The organism is Croceicoccus marinus (assembly GCF_001661675.2).
In the GTDB taxonomy this organism is placed as follows: Bacteria; Pseudomonadota; Alphaproteobacteria; order Sphingomonadales; family Sphingomonadaceae; genus Croceicoccus; species Croceicoccus marinus.
Map to the genome: position 1 here is coordinate 589,547 of NZ_CP019602.1, position 19,237 is coordinate 608,783.

Consider the following 19,237-nt stretch of genomic DNA (forward strand, 5'->3'; position numbering starts at 1 on the left):
TCGATGGCCCGCTATTTCATCGACAGGCCGATCTTTGCCTGGGTGATCTCGCTCGGCATCGTGCTGGCGGGCCTGATCGCGCTGCGTGCGCTGCCGATCGAGCAATATCCGGAAGTCGCGCCCCCCTCGCTCAGCATCAGCGTCGCCTATCCCGGTGCCGATGCGGAGACGCTGGAGCAGAACGTCACCCAGGTGATCGAGCAGTCGCTGAACGGTGTGGAGGGCTTCCTCTACATGGATTCGTCCAGCACCTCGACCGGGGCGGCGACGATCACGCTGACCTTCGAATCCGGCACCGACATCGATATCGCGCAGACCGAGGTGCAGAACCGCCTGTCCACTGTCGAGGCGCGCCTGCCCGAAGCGGTGCGCCAGCAGGGCATCCAGGTCCGGCAGGCCAATGCCGGCTTCCTGATGATCGTCGCGCTGTTGTCGGAAGACGGGAACCGCAACGCCATCGACCTTGGCAATATCGCTAGCACCCAGGTGGTCGACGAACTGCGCCGGGTGCAGGGCGTGGGCGACGTGACCCTGTTCGGATCGTCCTATGCGATGCGGATCTGGCTGGATCCCGACAAGCTGGCTTCGTTCCGCCTGTCGCCGACCGCGGTACTGGCGGCGGTGCGCGAGCAGAACAGCCAGACGGCGGGCGGTTCGCTGGGCGCGCAGCCCTATGCGGACGACCAGCAGCTGACCGCGACGATCACCACGCAGGGCCGTTTCCAGATCGCCGAGGAATTCCGCGAGATCATCCTGCGTGCCGAGACCGGCGGCGCCACCGTGCGGCTGGGCGACGTCGCCCGGGTCGAGCTGGGGGCCGAGAACTACGGTTTCGCCGCCTCGCTGAACGGCAAGCCGATGGCGGGACTTGCGGTCCAGCTGGCGACAGGCGCCAATGCCCTGGCCACTGCCGAGGCGGTGGAAGAGCGCATGGAAGAGCTGTCGGGCGCCCTGCCTGCCGGTGTCAGCTGGGCGATCCCCTATGACACCACGCCCTTCGTCCGCATCTCGGTCGAGGAAGTCGTCAAGACGCTGATCGAGGCGATGGCGCTGGTCTTCCTGGTCATGTTCCTGTTCCTGCAGAACTGGCGCGCGACGATCATCCCCACGCTGGTCGTGCCGATTGCGTTGATGGGCGCTTGCCTGGGGCTGTGGCTGTTCGGCTTTTCGATCAACGTGCTGTCGCTGTTCGCGATGGTGCTGGCGATCGGCATCCTGGTCGACGACGCCATCGTGGTGATCGAGAATGTCGAGCGCATCATGCGCGAGGAAGGCCTGCCGCCGCTGGAAGCCACGCGCAAGGCGATGGACCAGATCACCGGTGCGATCATCGGCATCACGCTGGTGCTGATCGCGGTGTTCGTGCCGATGGCGTTCTTCCCCGGATCGACGGGCGGAATCTATCGCCAGTTCTCGCTGACACTGTCGGTTTCGATCTTCTTCTCGGCGCTGCTGGCGCTGACCCTGACGCCTGCGCTGTGCGCCAATTTCCTGAAGCCCATCGACGAGGGCGAAAATGGGCATGGCGACGGGCACGGGCATGGCGACGGGGACGGGGACGGGCAGGTCGAACCGGCCAGGCCCGCGAACATGGACGAGCCCGGCTGGCGCGGCAAGGTCGCGGCGGCGCGCTATCGCGGCACGCTGTTCTTCGGCCGCTTCAATCGCTGGTTCGGCAACATGACCGAACGCTATGCGCGCGGGAACGAGCGCATCCTGTCGCGCCCGATGCGCGGGCTGGCCGTCTTCGTCGTGCTGGGCGTGGTCACGGCACTGCTGTTCATGCGGTTGCCGACGGCATTCCTGCCGACCGAGGACCAGGGCAATCTGATTACGGTGGTGCAGACGCCCCCCGGTGCGACGATGGAGCGCACCGACGAGGTGCTGGCCCCGATCGAGCAATTCTGGATGTCGCAGCCCGAAACGCGCGACCTGATCGTCGTGCGCGGCTTCAGCTTCTTCGGGCGCGGGCAGAACAATGCGATGATGTTCACCAATCTCAAGCCCTGGGAAGAGCGGAGCGATTCCGAAAGCCAGGCTTCCGCCATTCTCGAACGGGCGAGCCAGTTCTTCCAGGGCGTCGACAATGCGCTGGTGTTCCCGATCCAGCCGCCGGCGATCCGGTCGCTGGGCACGGCCAGCGGGTTCACCATGAAGCTGCAGGATCGCGGCGGGCTGGGCCGCGACGCGCTGATCGATGCGCGCAACCAGCTGATGGCGGCTGCCACGCAGAGCGAGCTGATCGCCAACATCCGGCCCGAAGACCAGGCACCTTCGCCCGAGCTGGAGCTGGAAGTGGACCGGGTGCAGGCGCGCGCGCTGGGCCTGTCGATCGACGACGTGAACAATGCGCTTTCGATCAACAATGGCTCCGCCTATGTGAACGACTTCACCTACCAGGGCCGCGTGCTGCGGGTGGTGGTGCAGGCCGACGCGCCGTTCCGCATGACGCCCGAGGACATCATGTCGCTGCGGATCCCCAACAACAACGGCGAGCTGGTGCCCTTCAGCGCGTTTGCCACCGCCGACTGGTCGGCCGCGCCGCCCAGCCTTGGCCGCTATAACGGCTATCCGGCGATGACCCTGTCGGGCACCGCGGCGCCGGGCAAGTCGTCGGGCGACGCGCTGGCGGAAATGGAGCAGCTGGCATCGCAGCTGCCGCCGGGGATCGAGTTCGAATGGACCGGCCTCAGCTATGAGGAGAAGCAGGCGGGCGGGCAGATCGGCCTGTTGCTGGGCCTGTCGGTCGTGGTGGTCTTCCTGATGCTGGCGGCGCTCTACGAAAGCTGGGCGGTGCCGCTGGCGGTGCTTCTGGTGGTGCCGATGGGCGTGCTGGGCGCGGTGCTGTTCTCGATCCTGCGCGGGCTGTCGGCGGACGTGTATTTCAATGTCGGCCTGATCACCATCATCGGCCTGGCCGCGAAGAACGCGATCCTGATCGTCGAATTCGCGATCGAGGAGGAAGAGCGCGGATTGTCGCCGCTGGACGCGGTCAAGTCGGCGGCGCGGCTGCGGCTTCGGCCGATCATCATGACCTCGCTCGCCTTCATCCTGGGCATGGTGCCGCTGGTGCTGGCAAGCGGTGCGGGCGCGGCGAGCCGGATCGCGGTAGGCACGGGCGTGATGGGCGGCATGATCGCCGCGACCGCCATCGGCATCTTCATCATCCCGCTGCTCTATCTGCTGACGCGCCGCTATCTCAGCCACAAGCAGCCGTCGGCGGCGGGCCACCTGGACGAAGGCGGCGAACCGGATACCCGGGGCCCGGGCGCGCAGGAAGGGGAGGCCGCACGATGAGCATCACGCGCAAGGGAACGCTCGCCGTGATGGCGATGGCGCTGGCTCTGCCGGGCTGCATCAACATGGCGCCCGACCATGTCACGCCCGACCTGCCGGTGCCCGCCGATTACGACGACAGCGTGCGCCCCGACGGGACGGTGGTGGCGACCAGCCTGTCATACGATGCATGGTTCGCCGACCCAAGGCTGGACGCGCTGATCGCCGAGGCGCTGCGCAACAACCGCGACCTGGTGGCGGCGACGGCGCGGATCGAACAGGCGCGGGCGCAATATCGCATCCAGGACAGCCGCCGCCTGCCGCAGGTGGTCGCCAGCGCCAGCGCATCGCGCAGCCGCACGCCGCTGACCGGCTTTGCCGGACAGGCGAGCGGCAATATCTCGGCGATAACGCTGGACAATTACCAGCTGGGCGTGGGGGTCAGCGCGTTCGAGCTGGATTTCTGGGGCCGGGTCCGCAACCTTAGCGATGCGGCGCGGGCGCAATATCTGTCGACCATCGCGGCGCAGCGGGCGTTCTATCTCTCGCTGATCGCCGATGTGGCGACGACCTATTACGAACTGTTGGAAACGCAGGACCAGATCGAGCTGGCCGAAGCCACGGTCAGCAGCCGCAGCGATTCGCTGATCATCGCGAAACGGCGGCTGGACATCGGCGTGACCTCGGCGCTGCCGATGCGGCAGGCCGAAACGCTGCTGACCGCCGCGCAGCAGCAGCTGGCGAGCGAGAGGCTGGCCGAGGCGCGGCTGCGCAACCAGCTGATGGTGCTGATCGGCGGCCGGATGCCCCGGGAGATGCCCGGCGGCCTGCCGTTGGACCAGCAGGGCAACGGCATGCGGCTCGATCCCGGCATGCCGTCCTATCTGCTGCTGGCGCGGCCCGATATCGTGGCGGCGGAAGCGGATCTGCGCGCGGCGAGGGCCAATATCGGCGCGGCGCGGGCGGCGTTCTTCCCGACGATCTCGCTGACCGGCAGCGTGGGCGCCACCTCGCAGTCGCTGGGCGGCCTCTTCAGCGAGGATGGGCTGGCGTGGAATTTCGGTCCGGCGATCAGCCTGCCGATCTTCGACTGGGGCGCGCGCGAGGGCAATCTGGACTATGCGCAGGCGCTGGAGGTCGAGGAAGTCGCCAATTACGACCGAACCGTCCAGACCGCGTTTCGCGAGGTGGCCGACGGGCTGGCAGGCCGCCGCTGGCTGACCGAGCAGGTCGCGATCCTGGAACGCACCGTCGCCGCGCAGGAGGAGATCGCCCGCATCTCGACGCTGCGCTACCGCGAGGGCGTTACCGACTATCTCGAAGTGCTCGATGCCGAGCGGACTCTGTTCAGCGCGCAGCAGGACCTTTTGGCGACGCGGCGCGCGCTGCTGCAGAACGGCGCGACGCTGTATGTCGCGCTGGGCGGCGGGTTCGAGACGGACGGCGGCGAGATCGAGGGTGCCGGAAGGATGCCGGTCGGCGAATGACCGGCCGGATGCCGCCTGTCGCCGCCTAGTCCGACAGGCCCTGGAACACAAAGCGCTGCACGCGGCGGCCGGATCCGACCTCGGTCGTGTAGACATTGCCCATGCTGTCGACGTCGACGCTGTGCAGCCAGATGAACTGCCCCGGATAGCGCCCGTTGCGGCCAAAGCTGCCGACCATCTCATGCGTTTCGCGCAGCAGCACCCATACGCGGCCGTTCATCATGTCGGCGACATAGACATAGGTGCCGTCGGGGCTGAACGCGACATCGCTGGCCGAACGCGTACCGCCCGTGCCCGCGCCGATCACGATGTCTCGCAGGAACTCCGCCCCGTCCGCCGTTTCGCGAAACAATTGCAGCCGGTTGTTGCGCCGGTCGCAGACATAGATCGTGCTGTCGGGCCCGCGCACCACGCAGTGCACGATGTCGCCGAAAATCCGCGATTCGGGATCGGCCCCGCCGTCGGCGGTGCTGCTGGCCTGGCTCTGGTCGAAGGGTTCGTCGCGCGTGCCTCCGCCCGGCACCGCGCCATAGGCACCGAACAGATGGGTCATGGCCAGATCGGCGTCGGAAAGTTCGACGACGCGCTTGTTGATATAGCCGTCGGCGACCAGCACCGATTCGTCATTGGCCGCAATGTCGGCGGGATTGCCCAGCGTGGTGCGCGATTCGTTGCCGTCCGTCTCTCCGCGCATGCCGAACTGGCGGATGAACTGCCCGTCGGCGGTGAAGTTCAGGACGACGTGGTCGCCGTCGCCATTGCCGCCGATCCAGACCGTGCCATCGTCATCGACATACAGGCCGTGCACATTGGCTGGCCATTGCTCGCCTTCTCCCTCGCCGGGGGCGAGCTGCGGGCCGCCCCAGCCCGATAGCAGGTTGCCCTCCTGATCGAAGCGCAGGACATGCGGCGGCAGCCTGCAGCAGGCGAGCGCGATGGGCGGATCCTGCGCCAGGCCCGATTCGGTGGGGTCGAGCGAATTGGGCCGCGTCAGCACCCAGATCGTGTCCTGCGAATCGACCGCGAGGCCCGGCGACTGGCCCAGAATCGTGTCCTCTGGCAGGCGCGGCCACGAGGCATCGGCCTGAAACAGCGGCATGGGCACATCCTCGTCCACATGCTCGCTGACGATATCGACCAGCGTGTCGGCCATGGCAGACTGGGGAACGGCGATGACGGCAACGCTAGCGGCAAGGGACAGCAACGATCGGCGCATCGGTTATCTCCCGGGGTTCGTGTCAGGCTTTCGTTATCATGGTAATCCCTACCACCACCAGATAGCTGCCGAACACCCGTCGCAGCAGTGCGGGGCTGAGCCTGTGCGCGGCCGCCACGCCCAGCGGGGCGGCGATCACCGCGGTGGCGATGATCGCGATGGCTGCGGGCATGCTGATATAGCCGATCGACAGGCGCGGCAGCCCCGCCTCGCCAAAGCCGGTGATGGCAAAGCCGATCGCGGCGGGCAGGGCGATGATCGCGCCGACGCCCGATGCGGTGCCGATGGCGCGGTGGATCGGCGCGCCGCAGCTGGTCATCGTCAGCGTCGTGATCGTGCCGCCGCCGATCCCCAGCAGGGCCGAGATCAGGCCAAGGAAGCCCGCCAGCCCGATGCGCGTGGCGCCGGTCGGCATGGTATCCGATATCTGCTGCCGCTCTGGCCTTATCGGCAACAGGAAATAGGCGGCGAAGACCAGCACGCCGATCCCGAAGATCAGCGCCAGCGTGCTGCTGGAAACCCGGTCGGCGATCAGCGTGCCCAGGATCGTGCCCACTACCAGCCACGGGGCCCAGCCCCTGATGAAGGGCACGTCGACCGCGCCCCGCCGGGCGTGCGACTGTACCGAACGCAGCGAGGTGAAAATGATCGTGGCAAGCGATGTGCCGATCGCGACATGCATCACCTGCTGCGGCGAGGTGCCCAGCATCGGCAGGATCAGCGTGAGCGCGGGTACCACAACGAAACCGCCGCCGATCCCGAACAACCCGCCCGCGAAACCGGCGCCGAGCCCCGCCGCCAGAAGCGCCAGATAGGGCAGGAGGGAGATTGCGAGCTGGGCCAAGATGGCGCAATCATACCCGCGGTCTTGCGTTGGTCGAGCATTAATGTTGCGGTGCAATATATTTCCGCTTCGGTGGCTCGCGCGGGCGGCGGCGCCATTCCGTGCCGCGATGCCCTCGCCATTAACGAAAAGCTTACCAAGCTGAGCGTAGTCATTCTTCGTGATGTTTGCGCTCTCTCGGAATAAAGCCCCCAAGGGGCCATCGTCGGCCGAGGACCGGCCTGTTTTCGCGACTGCGGCCAAGGGTCCGCTGGGTGGAGGGTTCATGCAGCGCATGGGCATCGCCGGAGCCAAGACGCAGAAGCTGCTGGGGCTGCAATATGCGGCGCTGGCGCGAACGGCGTTCCTGCGATTCGCGGTCTTCGTCGTCGCGGCCATTCCTGCAATCACCTTCTGGGTGGAAAGCTCGGGCTTCTGGCTGGCGGCGGGCTGGTTCCTCCTGGTCGTGCTGATCGCCGCGGCACTGCTGCGGATGGAGCGCGGCTTCATCGATGCCGAGCGGCGCCAGATGGCGTCGGAGGAGCAGCGCACCCATCTGGCGGCGGTCGGGCTTGCCGGGCTGCTGTGGGCGGGGCCGATGCTGGCGTTTCCCGATGCGATGGCCAGCGGCAATGCGCCCCAATATGCGGTCATGGCGTTGCTGATCTGCGTGTTCGTGCTGGCGCTGTCCGCTGTGCCGGCCGCGGCGATGACCTTTATCGCGATCTTCGCCTTTGCCGGTGCGACCTCGATGATCCTGGCGGGCGATTTTGCCGGCACGGTGGCGCAGCTGGCGTTCGGAATGGTGGTGGCGGCGGGCGCGATGGCGCTGTCGCGGCTGTATCTGCGGCTGCGCCTGACCGAGGCGAACCTGGCCGAGAAGCAGGAAACCGTTTCGCTGCTGCTGCACGAGTTCGAGGAAAATTCGGCCGATTGGCTGTGGCAGGTCGATGCCGCGCGCCGGGTGCGCGGCGTGTCGCCCCGTTTCGCCCATGCGCTGTGCATGGAACCTCGCGAGGCCGACGGCCAGCCGCTGCTGCGCCTGATCGCGGGCGAGGGCTGGGACACCGGCGCGCTGCCGTCGTCGCTGCGCGACCTGGCCGAGCGGCTGAAGCGGCGCGAGAGTTTTTCCAACATGATGGTGCGCGTGTCGATGAACGGGCGCACCCGCTGGTGGGAATTGTCGGGCACCCCCAAGCATGACGAACACGGCCAGTTCGCAGGCTTCCGCGGAGTGGGATCGGACGTTACCGAACAGCGCGAAAGCGCCGAGAAGATCGCGCAGCTCGCCCGCTATGACCAGCTGACCGGCCTGCCCAACCGCATGATGCTGACCGAGGCGCTGGGCACCGCGCTGCAGCGCGCCGAGCAATGGCGCACGCGCTGTGCTTTCCTGATGATCGATCTCGACCGGTTCAAGGCGGTCAACGATACGCTGGGCCACCAGATTGGTGACAAGCTGCTGGCACAGGTGTCGCGCCGCCTGCGCGTGCTGATGGGCCAGCATGACACCTGCGGCCGCCTCGGCGGCGACGAGTTCGCGGTCGTCATGGCCGACGTGAACGACCGCGAGGCGGTGGACCGCATGGCGCATGCGATCATCGACGTGCTGTCCAAGCCCTATGACGTCGATCACCACACCCTGTTCGTCGGCGCGTCGGTCGGTTCCGCCGTCGGCCCGCGCGATGCGCGCACGGTCGAAACGCTGATGCGCAATGCCGACCTGGCGCTCTATCGGTCGAAGGACGAGGGCGGCGGCAGCCATTTCGCCTATGAGCCGCAGATGCACGCCCATGCCGAGGAGCGCCGCAAGCTGGAATTCGCGCTGCGCCATGCGCTGGAGCGCGACGAGCTTGAGCTGAACTTCCAGCCGGTGGTCGACGCGGTGACCGAGGAAATCCTGAGCTTCGAGGCGCTGATGCGCTGGAACAGCGTGGAGTTCGGCCGCGTCAGCCCCGCCAAGTTCATCCCCATTGCCGAGGATACGCGGCTGATCGTCCCCATCGGCGAATGGGCCCTGCGCCGTGCCTGTGACGAAGCTGCGCACTGGCCGGGCCATGTGAAGGTGGCGGTCAACGTGTCGGCAGAGCAGATGCTCGACGCCAATTTCGCCAGCACGGTGGTGTCGGCGCTGGCCGCCAGCGGGCTTGCCCCCGAACGGCTGGAGCTGGAAGTGACCGAATCGATTTTCCTGCGCGACGGCGGTGCTGCGCAATCGACGCTGAACCAGATCCAGTCGCTGGGCTGCAAGCTGGCGCTGGACGATTTCGGGACTGGCTATTCCTCGCTGGGCTATCTGCGCAACAACCGGTTCAACACGATCAAGATCGACCGCAGCTTCGTCACGGGCGCGGCCAAGGACAGCCCCGAATCGCTGGCCATCATCCGTGCCGTCGTCGCCATGTGCGACGCGCTAGGGATGGAAACGACGGCCGAGGGCGTGGAGAGCGAGCGCGAACTGGAACGCATCCGCCAGCTCGGCTGCTCGAAGATCCAGGGCTTCCTGTTCGGCCGCCCGATGGGCGCGCTGGAAGCCAACGCGCTGCTGGACCAGCGGGCCGAGCGGCGGATCGCCTAACCGGGCAGGACGTCCGCGCCGAACCCATGCGGCAGAAGCTGCGAGATGGTCGTCTCCAGCACCTCGCTGCCGGTGGCGCTGGCGGAAATCACCACGATGTCGCGGCCCGATAGCGAGGCTGCCTCGGCAATCGCCTGGCGGCAGCCGCCGCAGGGGGTGATGATGTCATCGCCCGCGATCCCGCCTCCAGTCATCGGCCCGCCCGCCACCACGACATGGGTGATCGCCGCCAGCCCGAACGCGTGCTGGGCCGCTGTCAATGCCGATTGCTCGGCGCACAGGCCAAGGCGATAGCAGGCGTTTTCCATGTTCGCGCCGGTCGCGACCGAACCGTCCGCTGCCATCACCGCGCAGCCGACGTGAAAGCGGGAATAGGGCGCATGCGCCTTGCCCGCCGCCTCGCGGGCGAGGGCGATCAGGCGGCCGCGCGTGGTGCTGTCCATCCCGGCCTACTCCGCAGCGTCGCGCAGCAGGGGTACGGGTTCCTTGAAGGTGTGCGTGACATAGGGGAAGGGAATCTCGATCCCCGCATCGTCCAGCGCCCGCTTGATCGCGCGCACCACGTCGCTCTTCGTCTCGCGCCGGTCGCGCGGGCGGGCGTCGGACCACCACTGGACCAGGAAATCCACCGAACTTGCGCCATAGGACCAGGCGAAGACCGAGACGGGCTTGTCGTCGTCGATCGCCTCGATCCCGACCAGAGCGCCCTTGATGACCTCCATCGCGTGATCGAGGTCGGTGTCATAGGACACGCCCACGGTCAGCTCGTCGCGGCGGATATGCGCGTCGGTCAGGATCTGGACGGGGTTCTTGAACAGCATGGAATTGGGCATGATCGTCAGCTCGTTCGACAGCTGGCGGATATGGGTTTCGCGCAAGGTGATCGATTCGACCCTGCCCAGCACGCCCTCGACCTCGATCAGATCGCCGATCTCCATGTTCTCGCGCAGCATGATGAGGACGCCGGCAAGGAAATTCTCGAAGATGTCCTGGAACGCGAAGCCGATGGCCACCGTGCCAAGGCCCAGCCCCGCGATCAGCCCGGCGGGTTCCAGCCCCGGCAGCACGATGGTCGCGGCGATCATCAGGCCGACTAGCCAGACGCCGACGGTGGTCACAGTGGCGATCAGCGTGCGCAGGCTTTCGCGCAGATGGGCGCGGGCCGACAGCCGCGCGGTGATGCGCACGGCGATCTTGGCGACCAGCCACGTCAGCAGGATGATGACCAGCCCGATGGCCAGGCTGGGCAGCGAAGCCACCAGCCCTTCGGCCATGCCCATGATTTCCCGGTTGATCGTTTCTACGTAGTTCATGGTATTCCCGTTACTGGCTGCGACAAGGGACCGGCGCCGTGCGAAGCGGACGCGCGGCAGCGCCGCCTTCCTTCAATCTGTCGCATAACGCGCGTAAGGCCGCCGAAGCAATGGCGACTATTCGCGCGCGCCCCCAGGGGCATGCCCTTGCCTTGGCCGCGCGGATCAATCAGGGAAGCGGTCGTTATTCCCAGCCCGTCCCCCCCGACCGGAGTTCATCGAAACGTGAAGACACGCCGCATCATTCGCCGCAGCCTGTGCGCCATCGCCGCCATGGCTGGCGCGCTTGTCGCCAGCCAGCCGGCCATGGCCTGGGGCGCGAACGGCCACCGCATCGTGGGCGCGATCGCGCAGGAATATCTCTCTCCGCAGGCGCATGCCGCCATGCTCGAGATACTGGGCAGCGAGACTTTGGCCGAGGCGGGGCCGTGGCCCGATTTCATGCGATCCGATCCGGACGAATACTGGCAGAAGACCGCAAGCCCCTGGCATTATGTCACCGTTCCCGAAGGGGAGAGCTATGACGAGGTGGGCCCGCCGCCGCAGGGCGATGCGCTGACCGCGCTTCAGGGCTTTGCCGATACGCTGCGCGATCCGCAGTCCAGCCTGTCGGACAGGCAGACTGCGCTGCGCTTCATCGTGCACCTGGTCGGCGATCTTCAGCAGCCCATGCATGTCGGCAGCGGCGACGACCGCGGCGGCAACGATGTGAAAATAAGCTGGTTCGGCGAGCCGACGAATCTGCATGCTTTGTGGGATTCGGGCCTGCTCGACAGCCAGCAATTGTCGTACAGCGAATATGCGGCATGGCTGAACCAGGACCTGACGTCGCAGGAGATGCGCGAATGGGCCAGCCCCGATCCCAGGGCGTGGATCGCCGACAGCGCGGCGGTGCGGCCCGGCCTCTATCCCGCGGATCCGGACCTTGGGTATGAGTATAATTACAAGTTCAAGGGGCTGATGGAGGAACGCCTGCAGAAGGGCGGCCTGCGGCTGGCGGCGTTCCTGAACAAGGTTTTCGCGCCGGAGTGAGGGGGGCGGCGCGGATCAGCCGCCCAGCCGACCGGAATTGGGCTCCATCCATTTCGCCAGCCGCACCAGCAGAGCGATGACCGGCGGTACCAGCACCAGCGACAGCACCACCTTGGCCAGCGCCTGCCCGGCGATCAGGTCGGCGATCGGGCGCACGCCATAGAACGCGACCGTGATGAAGATGAGCGTGTCGATCACCTGGCTGATGATCGAGGCGACCGCCCCGCGTGCCAGCATCGGTACGCGCACCAGCACGGCAAGGCGCGAAAAGATCAGCACGTTCAGTGACATCGATATGCCATAGGCGATGATCCCCGCCGCCATCAGCCGCCAGCTATGCCCCAGCACGATGGGAAAAGCCTCTTTCGCGGGTTCCCACATCTGCGCGTCGGTGGGCAGAGCCAGCACGATGAAGGTCAGCAGGATCGCCATGACCAGCGGCACGAAGCCGAAGCGCACCATCTGCGTTGCGGTCTTCTGCCCGTAAAGCTGCGCCACGCTGCTTGAAATCGACACCAGCAGCAGGAAGGGAAAGATCCCCGCCTCGACCGCCAGCGGCCCCAGCGCCACCTGTTTGGCGCCCAGCACGCCCGCGATGCAGGTCATCCCGCCATAGAACAGCGCATAGAGGAACAGTGGCCGGGGATATTGCGGCGCGAGGTCGATCTCGCGGGCAGCGGTCTGGATCATGGCGCACCACTAGCGCGGAAAACGCGTGCGAGGGAAGCGCCGGGCGGCGGGAAATCCCCCGCCGGCGATTCGTCGCGGCGGGGGATGCCGGCATGCGAGACGCTTGAGCAAAGGCGCGCCATGTAGCAATACCGGCATCCAGTCGCCCTTTCCCGCCGCTGCCGGTGTCTCTCCCTGATGCAAACCCCTTTCGTGAGCCTTCTGGGCATCGCCGTCATCCTGCTGATCGCGCTGGCGCTGTCCAACAACCGGCGCGCGATCCGCCTGCGAATCGTCGGCGCGGCGTTTGCACTGCAGACGCTGATGGCGGTGCTGGTGCTGCGCACGCCGTGGGGCGCGGCGGTGATCGCGGCGATGGCGCGCGGCGTGTCGAACCTGCTGGGCTATGCGGCGGAGGGAACGAATTTCATCTTCGGTCCGCTCGCCAGTCCCGACATCGGGGGCAACAGCTTTGCCATCGCGGCGCTCACGGTGATCATCTTCTTCGCCAGCCTCGTCTCGGTGCTGTATTATCTGGGCGTGATGCAGCTGATCATCCGCTGGGTGGGCGGCGCAATCGGCTGGGTCACCGGCATCAGCCGCGTCGAATCGCTGGCGGCGGCGGCGAATATCTTCGTCGGCCAGTCGGAAAGCCCGCTGGTGGTGCGGCCCTATCTCGCGGGTCTTGCCCCCTCGCGCCTGTTCACGTTGATGAGCGTGGGCATGGCGGGCGTCGCGGGCACGATCCTGGCGGCCTATGCCAGCCTGCTGGGCGCGCAATACCTGCCGTTCCTGCTGGCGGCGGCGTTCATGAGCGCGCCGGGCGGCATACTGATGGCCAAGATCATCATGCCGGACCTGCGCGAACCGTCGCCCGCTGCCGAGGGCGCGATCGACCTGCCCGACAGCCGCCGCAGCGGCGAGGGGCCCGCCGCCCTGCTGCCAGAAGGGGGCCGGCACGAGGGCGTGGAAGGCGAAGCATCGCTAGGGGCCGGAGACGACATTCCCGACGCGCATGACGACGAGGAAAAACCCGCAAACGTCATCATGGCCGCCGCACAAGGGGCGCAGACCGGCGTCAAGCTGGCGGTCGCGGTGGGCGCGATGGTGCTCTCCTTCGTCGCGCTGGTCGCACTGGCCAACGGCCTGCTGTCGGGTGCGGGCGAGCTGGTCGGGGTCGAGGGGCTGACCTTCCAGTCGATCCTGGGCTGGCTGTTTTCGCCGGTGATGTTCCTGCTGGGCATCCCCTGGAATGAGGCGCAGGTCGCGGGCGGGCTGTTCGGCACCAAGATCGTGCTCAACGAATTCGTCGCCTTCATCGAGCTGGGCGGCTACGGCCCCGAGGTGCTGAGTCCGCGCAGCCGCGCCATCGTGACGTTCTCGCTGTGCGGTTTCGCCAATATCGCGTCCATCGCCATCCAGATCGCGGTGATCGGCGGGCTGGCCCCCAACCAGCGGCCGGTGGTCGCGCGGCTTGGCCCCAAGGCGCTGGCCGCGGGTTCGCTGTCGAACCTGATGAGCGCGGCTCTGGCGGGACTCATGCTGCCGATGTAAGGGCGCACCCATGACGGACAATATCGCACATGTTTCGCTGACCCGGCCGCTGGAAACGCTGGCCGACCAGCTGGGCCGCAGCTTTACGGAATTCGGCTTTGCGGTGGTATCGGACCACGGCATCGACGAGGACCTGATCGCCAGGGCCGAACGGATGAGCCGCGCCTTCTTCGCGCTGCCCGAGGATGCCAAGCGCGGCTATTTCATCGAAGGCAGCGGCGGCGCGCGCGGCTACACGCCCTATCGCACCGAAAAGGCGGTGGGACAGGACACCACCGACCTCAAGGAATTCTGGCATGTCGGACGCAGCCTGCCCGCGGGCGACCCGCTGGAGGAGTTCATGCCCGCCAATGTCTGGCCGGCACAGCTGCCCGAATTCCGCGAGACCTTCGAGCGGCTCTATGCCGAGTTCGACAAGGCGGGGCTGAAAATCCTGTCGGCCATCGCGGTCCATCTGGGGCTGGAACCCGACTGGTTCGACGCGACTGTCGACCAGGGCAATTCGGTGCTGCGCCTGCTGCATTATCCCCCAATTCGCGATGCAAAAGGGGTGGAAAATGCCGAGGGCGCGGTGCGTGCCGCGCCGCATGGCGACATCAACACGATCACCCTGCTGCTTGGCGCGGAAGAGGCAGGGCTGGAACTGCTGTCGCAGCAGGGCGAGTGGATTCCGGTGTCGCCGCGGCCGGGTGCGCTGGCGGTCAATATCGGCGACATGCTCTCGCGCCTGACGAACGACCGGCTGCGCTCGACCATCCACCGCGTGGTCAATCCCGAGGGAGAGGCGTCGCGCCGCAGCCGGTTCTCGATGCCGTTCTTCCTGCATTTCCGGCCCGACTTCGTGATCGAGACGCTGCCCCAATGCGTCGATGCGGACCACCCCGACCAGTACGAACCGCTGTCGAGCCACGATTTCCTGATGCAGCGCCTGCGCGAGATCAATCTGGCGAAATGACTTCCGAAAGGAAGCGCGCCTTCGACAGGCATTCGCGCCATTCGCCGTCCCCGTCGCTGTCGGCCACCACGCCCGATCCGACGCCGAATGTCGCGCGACCGTCCGGCGTCAGCCGCAGCGTGCGGATCGCCACGTTGAAGCACGCCCCGTCCGCCTCCATCTGCCCGATCGCGCCGCAATAGGGTCCGCGCTGCCAGCCCTCGACCGCGTCGATGATTTCCATCGCGCGCAATTTGGGCGCGCCGGTGATCGATCCGCAGGGGAACATGGCGCCCAGCACGGCGGCAGCGTCGAAACCGTTCGCCAGCGTGGCGCGCACCGTGCTCGTCATCTGGAAGACGGTGGGATAGGCCTCGATCCGGAACGGGTCGTCCACCCGCACCGACCCCGGCACCGCCAGGCGCGAGAGGTCGTTGCGCATCAAATCGGTGATCATCAGGTTCTCGGCCCGGTCCTTGCGGCTGACGACAAGGTCGTCCTTCAGCGCGCGGTCGGCGGCCTTGTCGTGCCCGCGCGGGCGGGTGCCCTTCATCGGCCGGGTCTCGATGGCTGCGCCATTGGCCCGGAAGAACAGCTCGGGCGAGAAACTGAGCAGCCATTGTGCCCCGTCGAACACCAGTGCCCCGAACCGCGCCGCCGCGCGCGGGCGGATCGCGCGGTAAATGGCGACCGGATCGCCCCGCCAGCCGCCGCCCAGCGCGATGGTGAGATTGGCCTGGTAGATGTCGCCCGCGCGAATCGCCTCGATGATCCGGTCGAAGCGCTTGAGATAGGCGGTGCGGTCTGTCAGCGGCTCCATCGGGCCCAGGCTGCCGCTGCCGCTGCTGCGCTGAGCCAGCCAGCCGTCGACCGCGGCGATGGGCATGGCCGCGGCGCGGTCAAAGGCGGCCATCCACATCAACGGCCCGGCAGAGTGCCCACGCAGCGGCGCAAGCCGCGGGTCGAGCGCGAAGCCCGCCTCGTACCCAAGCCAGCCAGCCAGTTTCCCGCCTTCCCGGCGCAGCGATTCCAGATGCTTCAGCTTAGCCGGGACATCCGCATGATCGCGCGGGGCGAACACCTCTTGCGGGTCTTCGAACAGGCGCGCAGTGCCGGTTTCCAAGTCCTCTATCAGGGCGAAGGGCGAAAGCATGGTCGCCCTTAACCGAGCGGCGCGGCGCAGACAAACCGGAACAGCGCCGCCGCGCGATCCCGATTGACCGCTCGCGCGAAATCTGCCAACCGCCTCCTCCGCCTTGCAGCGATGCTTCGCGGGTGTAGCTCAATGGTAGAGCAGCAGCTTCCCAAGCTGACGACGAGGGTTCGATTCCCTTCACCCGCTCCAGCAGCCTATCAGGCCCGCGTCCGCGACGCGGGCCCGGTGTCGATCAGCGGATCGGGCAGTCCGGGCTCAGCCGGAAATTCAGGTAATTGTCGACCGATCGCATCAGGTCGTCGAACTCGTGCTCGAAGAAATGGTTCGCGCGCGGGATTTCGTCGTGGTGGATGGTGATGTGCTTTTGCGTGCGCAGCTTGTCGACCAGCTTTTGCACCGCGTTCGGCGTGACCACCGTATCGGCCGCGCCCTGGATGATGATGCCACTGGCGGGGCAGGGCGCCAGGAACGAGAAATCGTACATGTTCGCGGGCGGCGCGATCGAGATGAAGCCGCGAATCTCGGGCCGGCGCATCAGCAGCTGCATGCCGATCAGCGCGCCGAACGACACGCCCGCGACCCAGGTCACCTGCGCTTCGGGGTGGATCGTCTGCACCCAGTCCAGGGCGGCGGCGGCGTCGGACAATTCGCCGATGCCATTGTCGAAGCTGCCCTGGCTGCGGCCCACGCCGCGGAAATTGAAGCGCAGCACGGCAAAGCCGCGCGCTGCGAAATCCTTGAACAGCGCCTGGGTGATCCGCTCATTCATCGTGCCGCCGCCCTGCGGGTGCGGATGCAGGATCAACGCCAGGGGCGCACGCGGGCGCGGCGCGGGGTGGTAGCGGCCTTCGAGGCGGCCTTCGGGTCCGGGGAATATAACGGAAGGCATCGGTGGAAATGGCACCTGTTGCTGCCCCGCGGGGAACCTTTGCGGCCCGCGGGGGTGTGATATGAAGTTGCTGCCTATATAGATAGCGCGCGCGCAAGCGCAATCTTGTGCTGCAACGCCGTGCCGAACTGGCATGGCTGCCCGATCCGTTTCGCAAAGAGGTCCATCCTGCCCGCCATCTATCTCGACCATGCCGCCAGTGCCCCCCTGCTGCCCCATGCGCGCGAGGCGATGCTGCAGGGGCTGGCGCTCGATGCCAATCCGTCCAGCCCGCACCGCGCGGGGCGCGCGGCCAAGGCGGCGCTGGAAGATGCACGGTCGCGGGTGAAGGCGGCGCTGGGGTGGAGCGGCGAAGTGATCTTCACCAGCGGCGCGAGCGAGGCGCTGGAGATCGCGCTCACTCGCAGCCATGCGGCGCGGCGCGCGGTCTCTGCGGTCGAGCATGACGCGGTGACGCGCCATGCACCGGGCGCGGCGGTCGTGCCGGTGGGCTCGCACGGGTTGGTGGAGACCGGCGCTTTGGAAGATTGCGCCGATACGCTGGTGGCGGTCCAGCAGGTCAATAACGAGACGGGCGTGATCCAGCCGGCGGCGGCAATCCGCGACGCGGTGCACCAGGCGGGCGGGATTCTGCTGGTCGATTGTGCGCAATCGGCTGGCAAGATCGCGCTGCCGCCCTGCGACATGGCGGTCGTCAGCGCGCACAAGTTCGGCGGACCGATGGGGATAGGCGCTTTGCTGCTGCGCGACCTTGGGCTGATCGCGCCGTCCGGCGGGCAGGAACGCGGCTATCGCGGCGGGACCGAGAATGTCGCGGGCGCGATGGCGATGGCCGCCGCGCTGGAAGCGGGCAGCGACTGGATGCAAGGCGCGGCGCGGCTGCGCGCAAGGCTTGAGGACGCGATCATCGACACGGGGGGGCAGGTGATCGCCGCCGCATCGCCGCGTATTGCGACCATCGGGTCCTATCGCCTGCCGGGACTGGCCAGCGCGGTGCAGCTGATCCGGCTGGACGGAGCCGGCATCGCGGTGTCGGCAGGCAGCGCCTGTTCCTCGGGCTCGCTCAGGCCCAGCCGCGTGCTGATGGCGCTGGGGCTTGGGGAGAAGGCCGCCGCCGAGGTGATCCGCGTGTCTATCGGGCGCGAGACGACCGAGGACGACATCAAAGCTTTCCTGACGGTCTGGCGTGACCTGGCGGCGCAGGTGCGGACGGCAGCATGATCTATCTCGACTACCAGGCGACGACACCGCTCGCACCCGAAGCGCGCGAGGCGATGCTGCGCTGGCTCGACGGGCCGGGCGGCATGGGGTTCGGCAATCCGCACAGCCCGCACCGCTATGGCAGGCAGGCCGAAGCCGCCGTCGAACTGGCGCGCGAACGGGTCGCGGCGCTGTTCCCGCCGGGTGGGCGCGTGATCTTCACCGGCAGCGCGACCGAGGCGCTGAACATGGCGCTGCTGGGGAACGAGCAGGCCCGCGCGGGCCGCGCCGCGGCAGTCAGCGCCATCGAGCATAGCGCGGTCTACGAGACTGCCGAGCGACTGGCAGGCGGGCGCCATGTGCTGCCGGTGGGCGAGGACGGGCTGCTGAGCCAGGTTGACGATTTGCCCGGCAATGTCGGCATAGTCGCCGTCATGCAGGTGAACAACGAGATCGGCACGATCCAGCCGATGGTCGAGGTCGCGCAGATGGCCAGGCAGGCGAATGCCTTTCTGGTCTGCGATGCCGTGCAGGCGGCAGGCAAGCTGCCAGTCGCAATGGCCGACGCGGTCGCGATCAGCGCGCACAAGCTGCATGGCCCCAAGGGCATCGGTGCGCTGTGGCTGCGCAACGGGGTCGATCTGGACCCGCTTGTCACTGGCGGCGGGCAGGAGGACGGGCTGCGTTCGGGCACGCTCAGCCCGGCACTTATCGCGGGCTTCGGCGCGGCGGCAAAGCTGGCGGCGGAGCGGATGGAGCAGGACGCCGTCCATATCGAATCGCTGTGGCAGCGCGCGCGCGAATTGTTCGGCGACTGGACGCTGAACGGCAGCGCCGATGCGCGCTGGCACGGCAATCTCAGCCTGCGCAGGGACGGTCTGGATGTCGCTAGGCTGATGAGCGACACGCGCGACGTGGCCTTCTCGGCGGGCTCTGCCTGCGCATCGGGTTCGGGAAAGCCCAGCCGGGTCTTGCAGGCGATCGGTTTGCCTGCCAATCTGGCAAAAAATACGATGCGGCTGGGTTTCGGCCGTTACACGACTGGAGAGGAGCTGGAGGAAGCCGCGGCCGCGATCAACGCGGCTGCGCAAGCGCAAGGTGCTTGAAGCT

The 19,237-nt window shown here is 67.3% G+C and carries 15 protein-coding genes and 1 tRNA gene; 9 read left to right on the plus strand and 7 right to left on the minus strand.

Translation table 11 applies throughout. From position 1 onward, the window contains the following. Positions 1 to 3 precede the first annotated feature (3 nt). Both A9D14_RS02900 and A9D14_RS02905 read left to right on the plus strand, forming a co-directional pair. A complete protein-coding gene (locus tag A9D14_RS02900; protein ID WP_066842801.1) occupies positions 4 to 3,297 on the plus strand; it encodes an efflux RND transporter permease subunit in 3,294 nt (1,097 codons plus the stop codon). Continuing rightward, positions 3,294 to 4,763, plus strand: a complete 1,470-nt coding sequence (locus A9D14_RS02905) for an efflux transporter outer membrane subunit (protein WP_157668116.1) — start codon at positions 3,294 to 3,296, stop codon at positions 4,761 to 4,763. The genes A9D14_RS02900 and A9D14_RS02905 overlap by 4 nt, the downstream gene beginning before the upstream one ends. A gap of 25 nt (positions 4,764 to 4,788) precedes the next feature. Here the strand turns inward: A9D14_RS02905 and A9D14_RS02910 are convergent, their stop codons facing one another. Both A9D14_RS02910 and A9D14_RS02915 read right to left on the minus strand, forming a co-directional pair. Then, a complete protein-coding gene (locus A9D14_RS02910) occupies positions 4,789 to 5,979 on the minus strand; it encodes a two-component regulator propeller domain-containing protein (RefSeq protein WP_066842803.1) in 1,191 nt (396 codons plus the stop codon). 22 nt (positions 5,980 to 6,001) lie between these two features. Then, positions 6,002 to 6,826, minus strand: coding sequence for a sulfite exporter TauE/SafE family protein (locus A9D14_RS02915; protein WP_066848073.1), 825 nt, complete (start codon positions 6,824 to 6,826; stop codon positions 6,002 to 6,004). Between the two features lie 262 nt (positions 6,827 to 7,088). Here A9D14_RS02915 and A9D14_RS02920 point away from each other — a divergent pair, with 262 nt between their 5' ends. Then, positions 7,089 to 9,380, plus strand: a complete 2,292-nt coding sequence (locus tag A9D14_RS02920; RefSeq protein ID WP_066842805.1) for a putative bifunctional diguanylate cyclase/phosphodiesterase — start codon at positions 7,089 to 7,091, stop codon at positions 9,378 to 9,380. Here A9D14_RS02920 and A9D14_RS02925 read toward each other — a convergent pair. Both A9D14_RS02925 and A9D14_RS02930 read right to left on the minus strand, forming a co-directional pair. Further along, entirely contained in the window at positions 9,377 to 9,823 is a 447-nt protein-coding gene (locus A9D14_RS02925; protein WP_066842807.1) for a cytidine deaminase, read from the minus strand. The two genes, A9D14_RS02920 and A9D14_RS02925, sit on opposite strands and share 4 nt — an antisense overlap. Before the next feature lie 6 nt (positions 9,824 to 9,829). After that, positions 9,830 to 10,693, minus strand: coding sequence for a mechanosensitive ion channel family protein (locus A9D14_RS02930; protein WP_066842809.1), 864 nt, complete (start codon positions 10,691 to 10,693; stop codon positions 9,830 to 9,832). Between the two features lie 225 nt (positions 10,694 to 10,918). Between A9D14_RS02930 and A9D14_RS02935 the strand changes: the two genes are divergently transcribed. Further along, positions 10,919 to 11,725, plus strand: coding sequence for a S1/P1 nuclease (locus tag A9D14_RS02935; protein WP_232468736.1), 807 nt, complete (start codon positions 10,919 to 10,921; stop codon positions 11,723 to 11,725). Between the two features lie 15 nt (positions 11,726 to 11,740). Here A9D14_RS02935 and A9D14_RS02940 read toward each other — a convergent pair whose 3' ends face one another. After that, positions 11,741 to 12,415 (minus strand): queuosine precursor transporter, encoded by a 675-nt coding sequence (locus A9D14_RS02940; protein ID WP_066842814.1) that lies wholly within the window; start codon positions 12,413 to 12,415, stop codon positions 11,741 to 11,743. 177 nt (positions 12,416 to 12,592) lie between these two features. Between A9D14_RS02940 and A9D14_RS02945 the strand changes: the two genes are divergently transcribed. Together A9D14_RS02945 and A9D14_RS02950 are read left to right on the plus strand one after the other, a co-directional pair. Then, a complete protein-coding gene (locus A9D14_RS02945; RefSeq protein ID WP_066842816.1) occupies positions 12,593 to 13,948 on the plus strand; it encodes a NupC/NupG family nucleoside CNT transporter in 1,356 nt (451 codons plus the stop codon). 10 nt (positions 13,949 to 13,958) lie between these two features. Next, positions 13,959 to 14,903 (plus strand): isopenicillin N synthase family dioxygenase, encoded by a 945-nt coding sequence (locus A9D14_RS02950; RefSeq protein WP_066842818.1) that lies wholly within the window; start codon positions 13,959 to 13,961, stop codon positions 14,901 to 14,903. Here the strand turns inward: A9D14_RS02950 and pabB are convergent. Continuing rightward, the gene (gene pabB / locus A9D14_RS02955) at positions 14,887 to 16,035 is read right to left on the minus strand and encodes an aminodeoxychorismate synthase component I (RefSeq protein ID WP_066842820.1); all 1,149 of its coding nucleotides are present in this window, start codon (positions 16,033 to 16,035) and stop codon (positions 14,887 to 14,889) included. The genes A9D14_RS02950 and pabB overlap by 17 nt on opposite strands. 118 nt (positions 16,036 to 16,153) lie before the next feature. Here pabB and A9D14_RS02960 point away from each other — a divergent pair. Then, positions 16,154 to 16,227, plus strand: a tRNA-Gly gene (locus tag A9D14_RS02960). Between the two features lie 43 nt (positions 16,228 to 16,270). Here A9D14_RS02960 and A9D14_RS02965 read toward each other — a convergent pair. Next, positions 16,271 to 16,927 carry an alpha/beta hydrolase gene (locus A9D14_RS02965; RefSeq protein WP_066842822.1) on the minus strand — a complete coding sequence of 219 codons (657 nt, stop codon included), beginning with the start codon at positions 16,925 to 16,927 and terminating at the stop codon, positions 16,271 to 16,273. Positions 16,928 to 17,158: 231 nt separating this feature from the next. On the opposite strand from A9D14_RS02965, the gene A9D14_RS02970 reads away from it, so the two are divergent. After that, positions 17,159 to 18,148, plus strand: a complete 990-nt coding sequence (locus A9D14_RS02970) for a cysteine desulfurase family protein (RefSeq protein ID WP_232468866.1) — start codon at positions 17,159 to 17,161, stop codon at positions 18,146 to 18,148. Then, entirely contained in the window at positions 18,145 to 19,233 is a 1,089-nt protein-coding gene (locus A9D14_RS02975; protein WP_066842824.1) for a cysteine desulfurase family protein, read from the plus strand. Before A9D14_RS02970 ends, A9D14_RS02975 begins: the two co-directional genes overlap by 4 nt. Positions 19,234 to 19,237: the final 4 nt, after the last annotated feature.

Bases quoted from the DNA above. Each gene is read 5' to 3' on its own strand.
- A9D14_RS02900 (WP_066842801.1), top strand. From the start codon at position 4: ATGGCCCGCTATTTCATCGACAGGCCGATCTTTGCCTGGGTGATCTCG.
- A9D14_RS02965 (WP_066842822.1), bottom strand. From the start codon at position 16,927: ATGCCTTCCGTTATATTCCCCGGACCCGAAGGCCGCCTCGAAGGCCGC.
- A9D14_RS02940 (WP_066842814.1), bottom strand. From the start codon at position 12,415: ATGATCCAGACCGCTGCCCGCGAGATCGACCTCGCGCCGCAATATCCC.
- A9D14_RS02950 (WP_066842818.1), top strand. From the start codon at position 13,959: ATGACGGACAATATCGCACATGTTTCGCTGACCCGGCCGCTGGAAACG.
- A9D14_RS02925 (WP_066842807.1), bottom strand. From the start codon at position 9,823: ATGGACAGCACCACGCGCGGCCGCCTGATCGCCCTCGCCCGCGAGGCG.
- A9D14_RS02945 (WP_066842816.1), top strand. From the start codon at position 12,593: ATGCAAACCCCTTTCGTGAGCCTTCTGGGCATCGCCGTCATCCTGCTG.
- pabB (WP_066842820.1), bottom strand. From the start codon at position 16,035: ATGCTTTCGCCCTTCGCCCTGATAGAGGACTTGGAAACCGGCACTGCG.
- A9D14_RS02970 (WP_232468866.1), top strand. From the start codon at position 17,159: ATGCTGCAGGGGCTGGCGCTCGATGCCAATCCGTCCAGCCCGCACCGC.
- A9D14_RS02920 (WP_066842805.1), top strand. From the start codon at position 7,089: ATGCAGCGCATGGGCATCGCCGGAGCCAAGACGCAGAAGCTGCTGGGG.
- A9D14_RS02975 (WP_066842824.1), top strand. From the start codon at position 18,145: ATGATCTATCTCGACTACCAGGCGACGACACCGCTCGCACCCGAAGCG.
- A9D14_RS02930 (WP_066842809.1), bottom strand. From the start codon at position 10,693: ATGAACTACGTAGAAACGATCAACCGGGAAATCATGGGCATGGCCGAA.
- A9D14_RS02910 (WP_066842803.1), bottom strand. From the start codon at position 5,979: ATGCGCCGATCGTTGCTGTCCCTTGCCGCTAGCGTTGCCGTCATCGCC.
- A9D14_RS02905 (WP_157668116.1), top strand. From the start codon at position 3,294: ATGAGCATCACGCGCAAGGGAACGCTCGCCGTGATGGCGATGGCGCTG.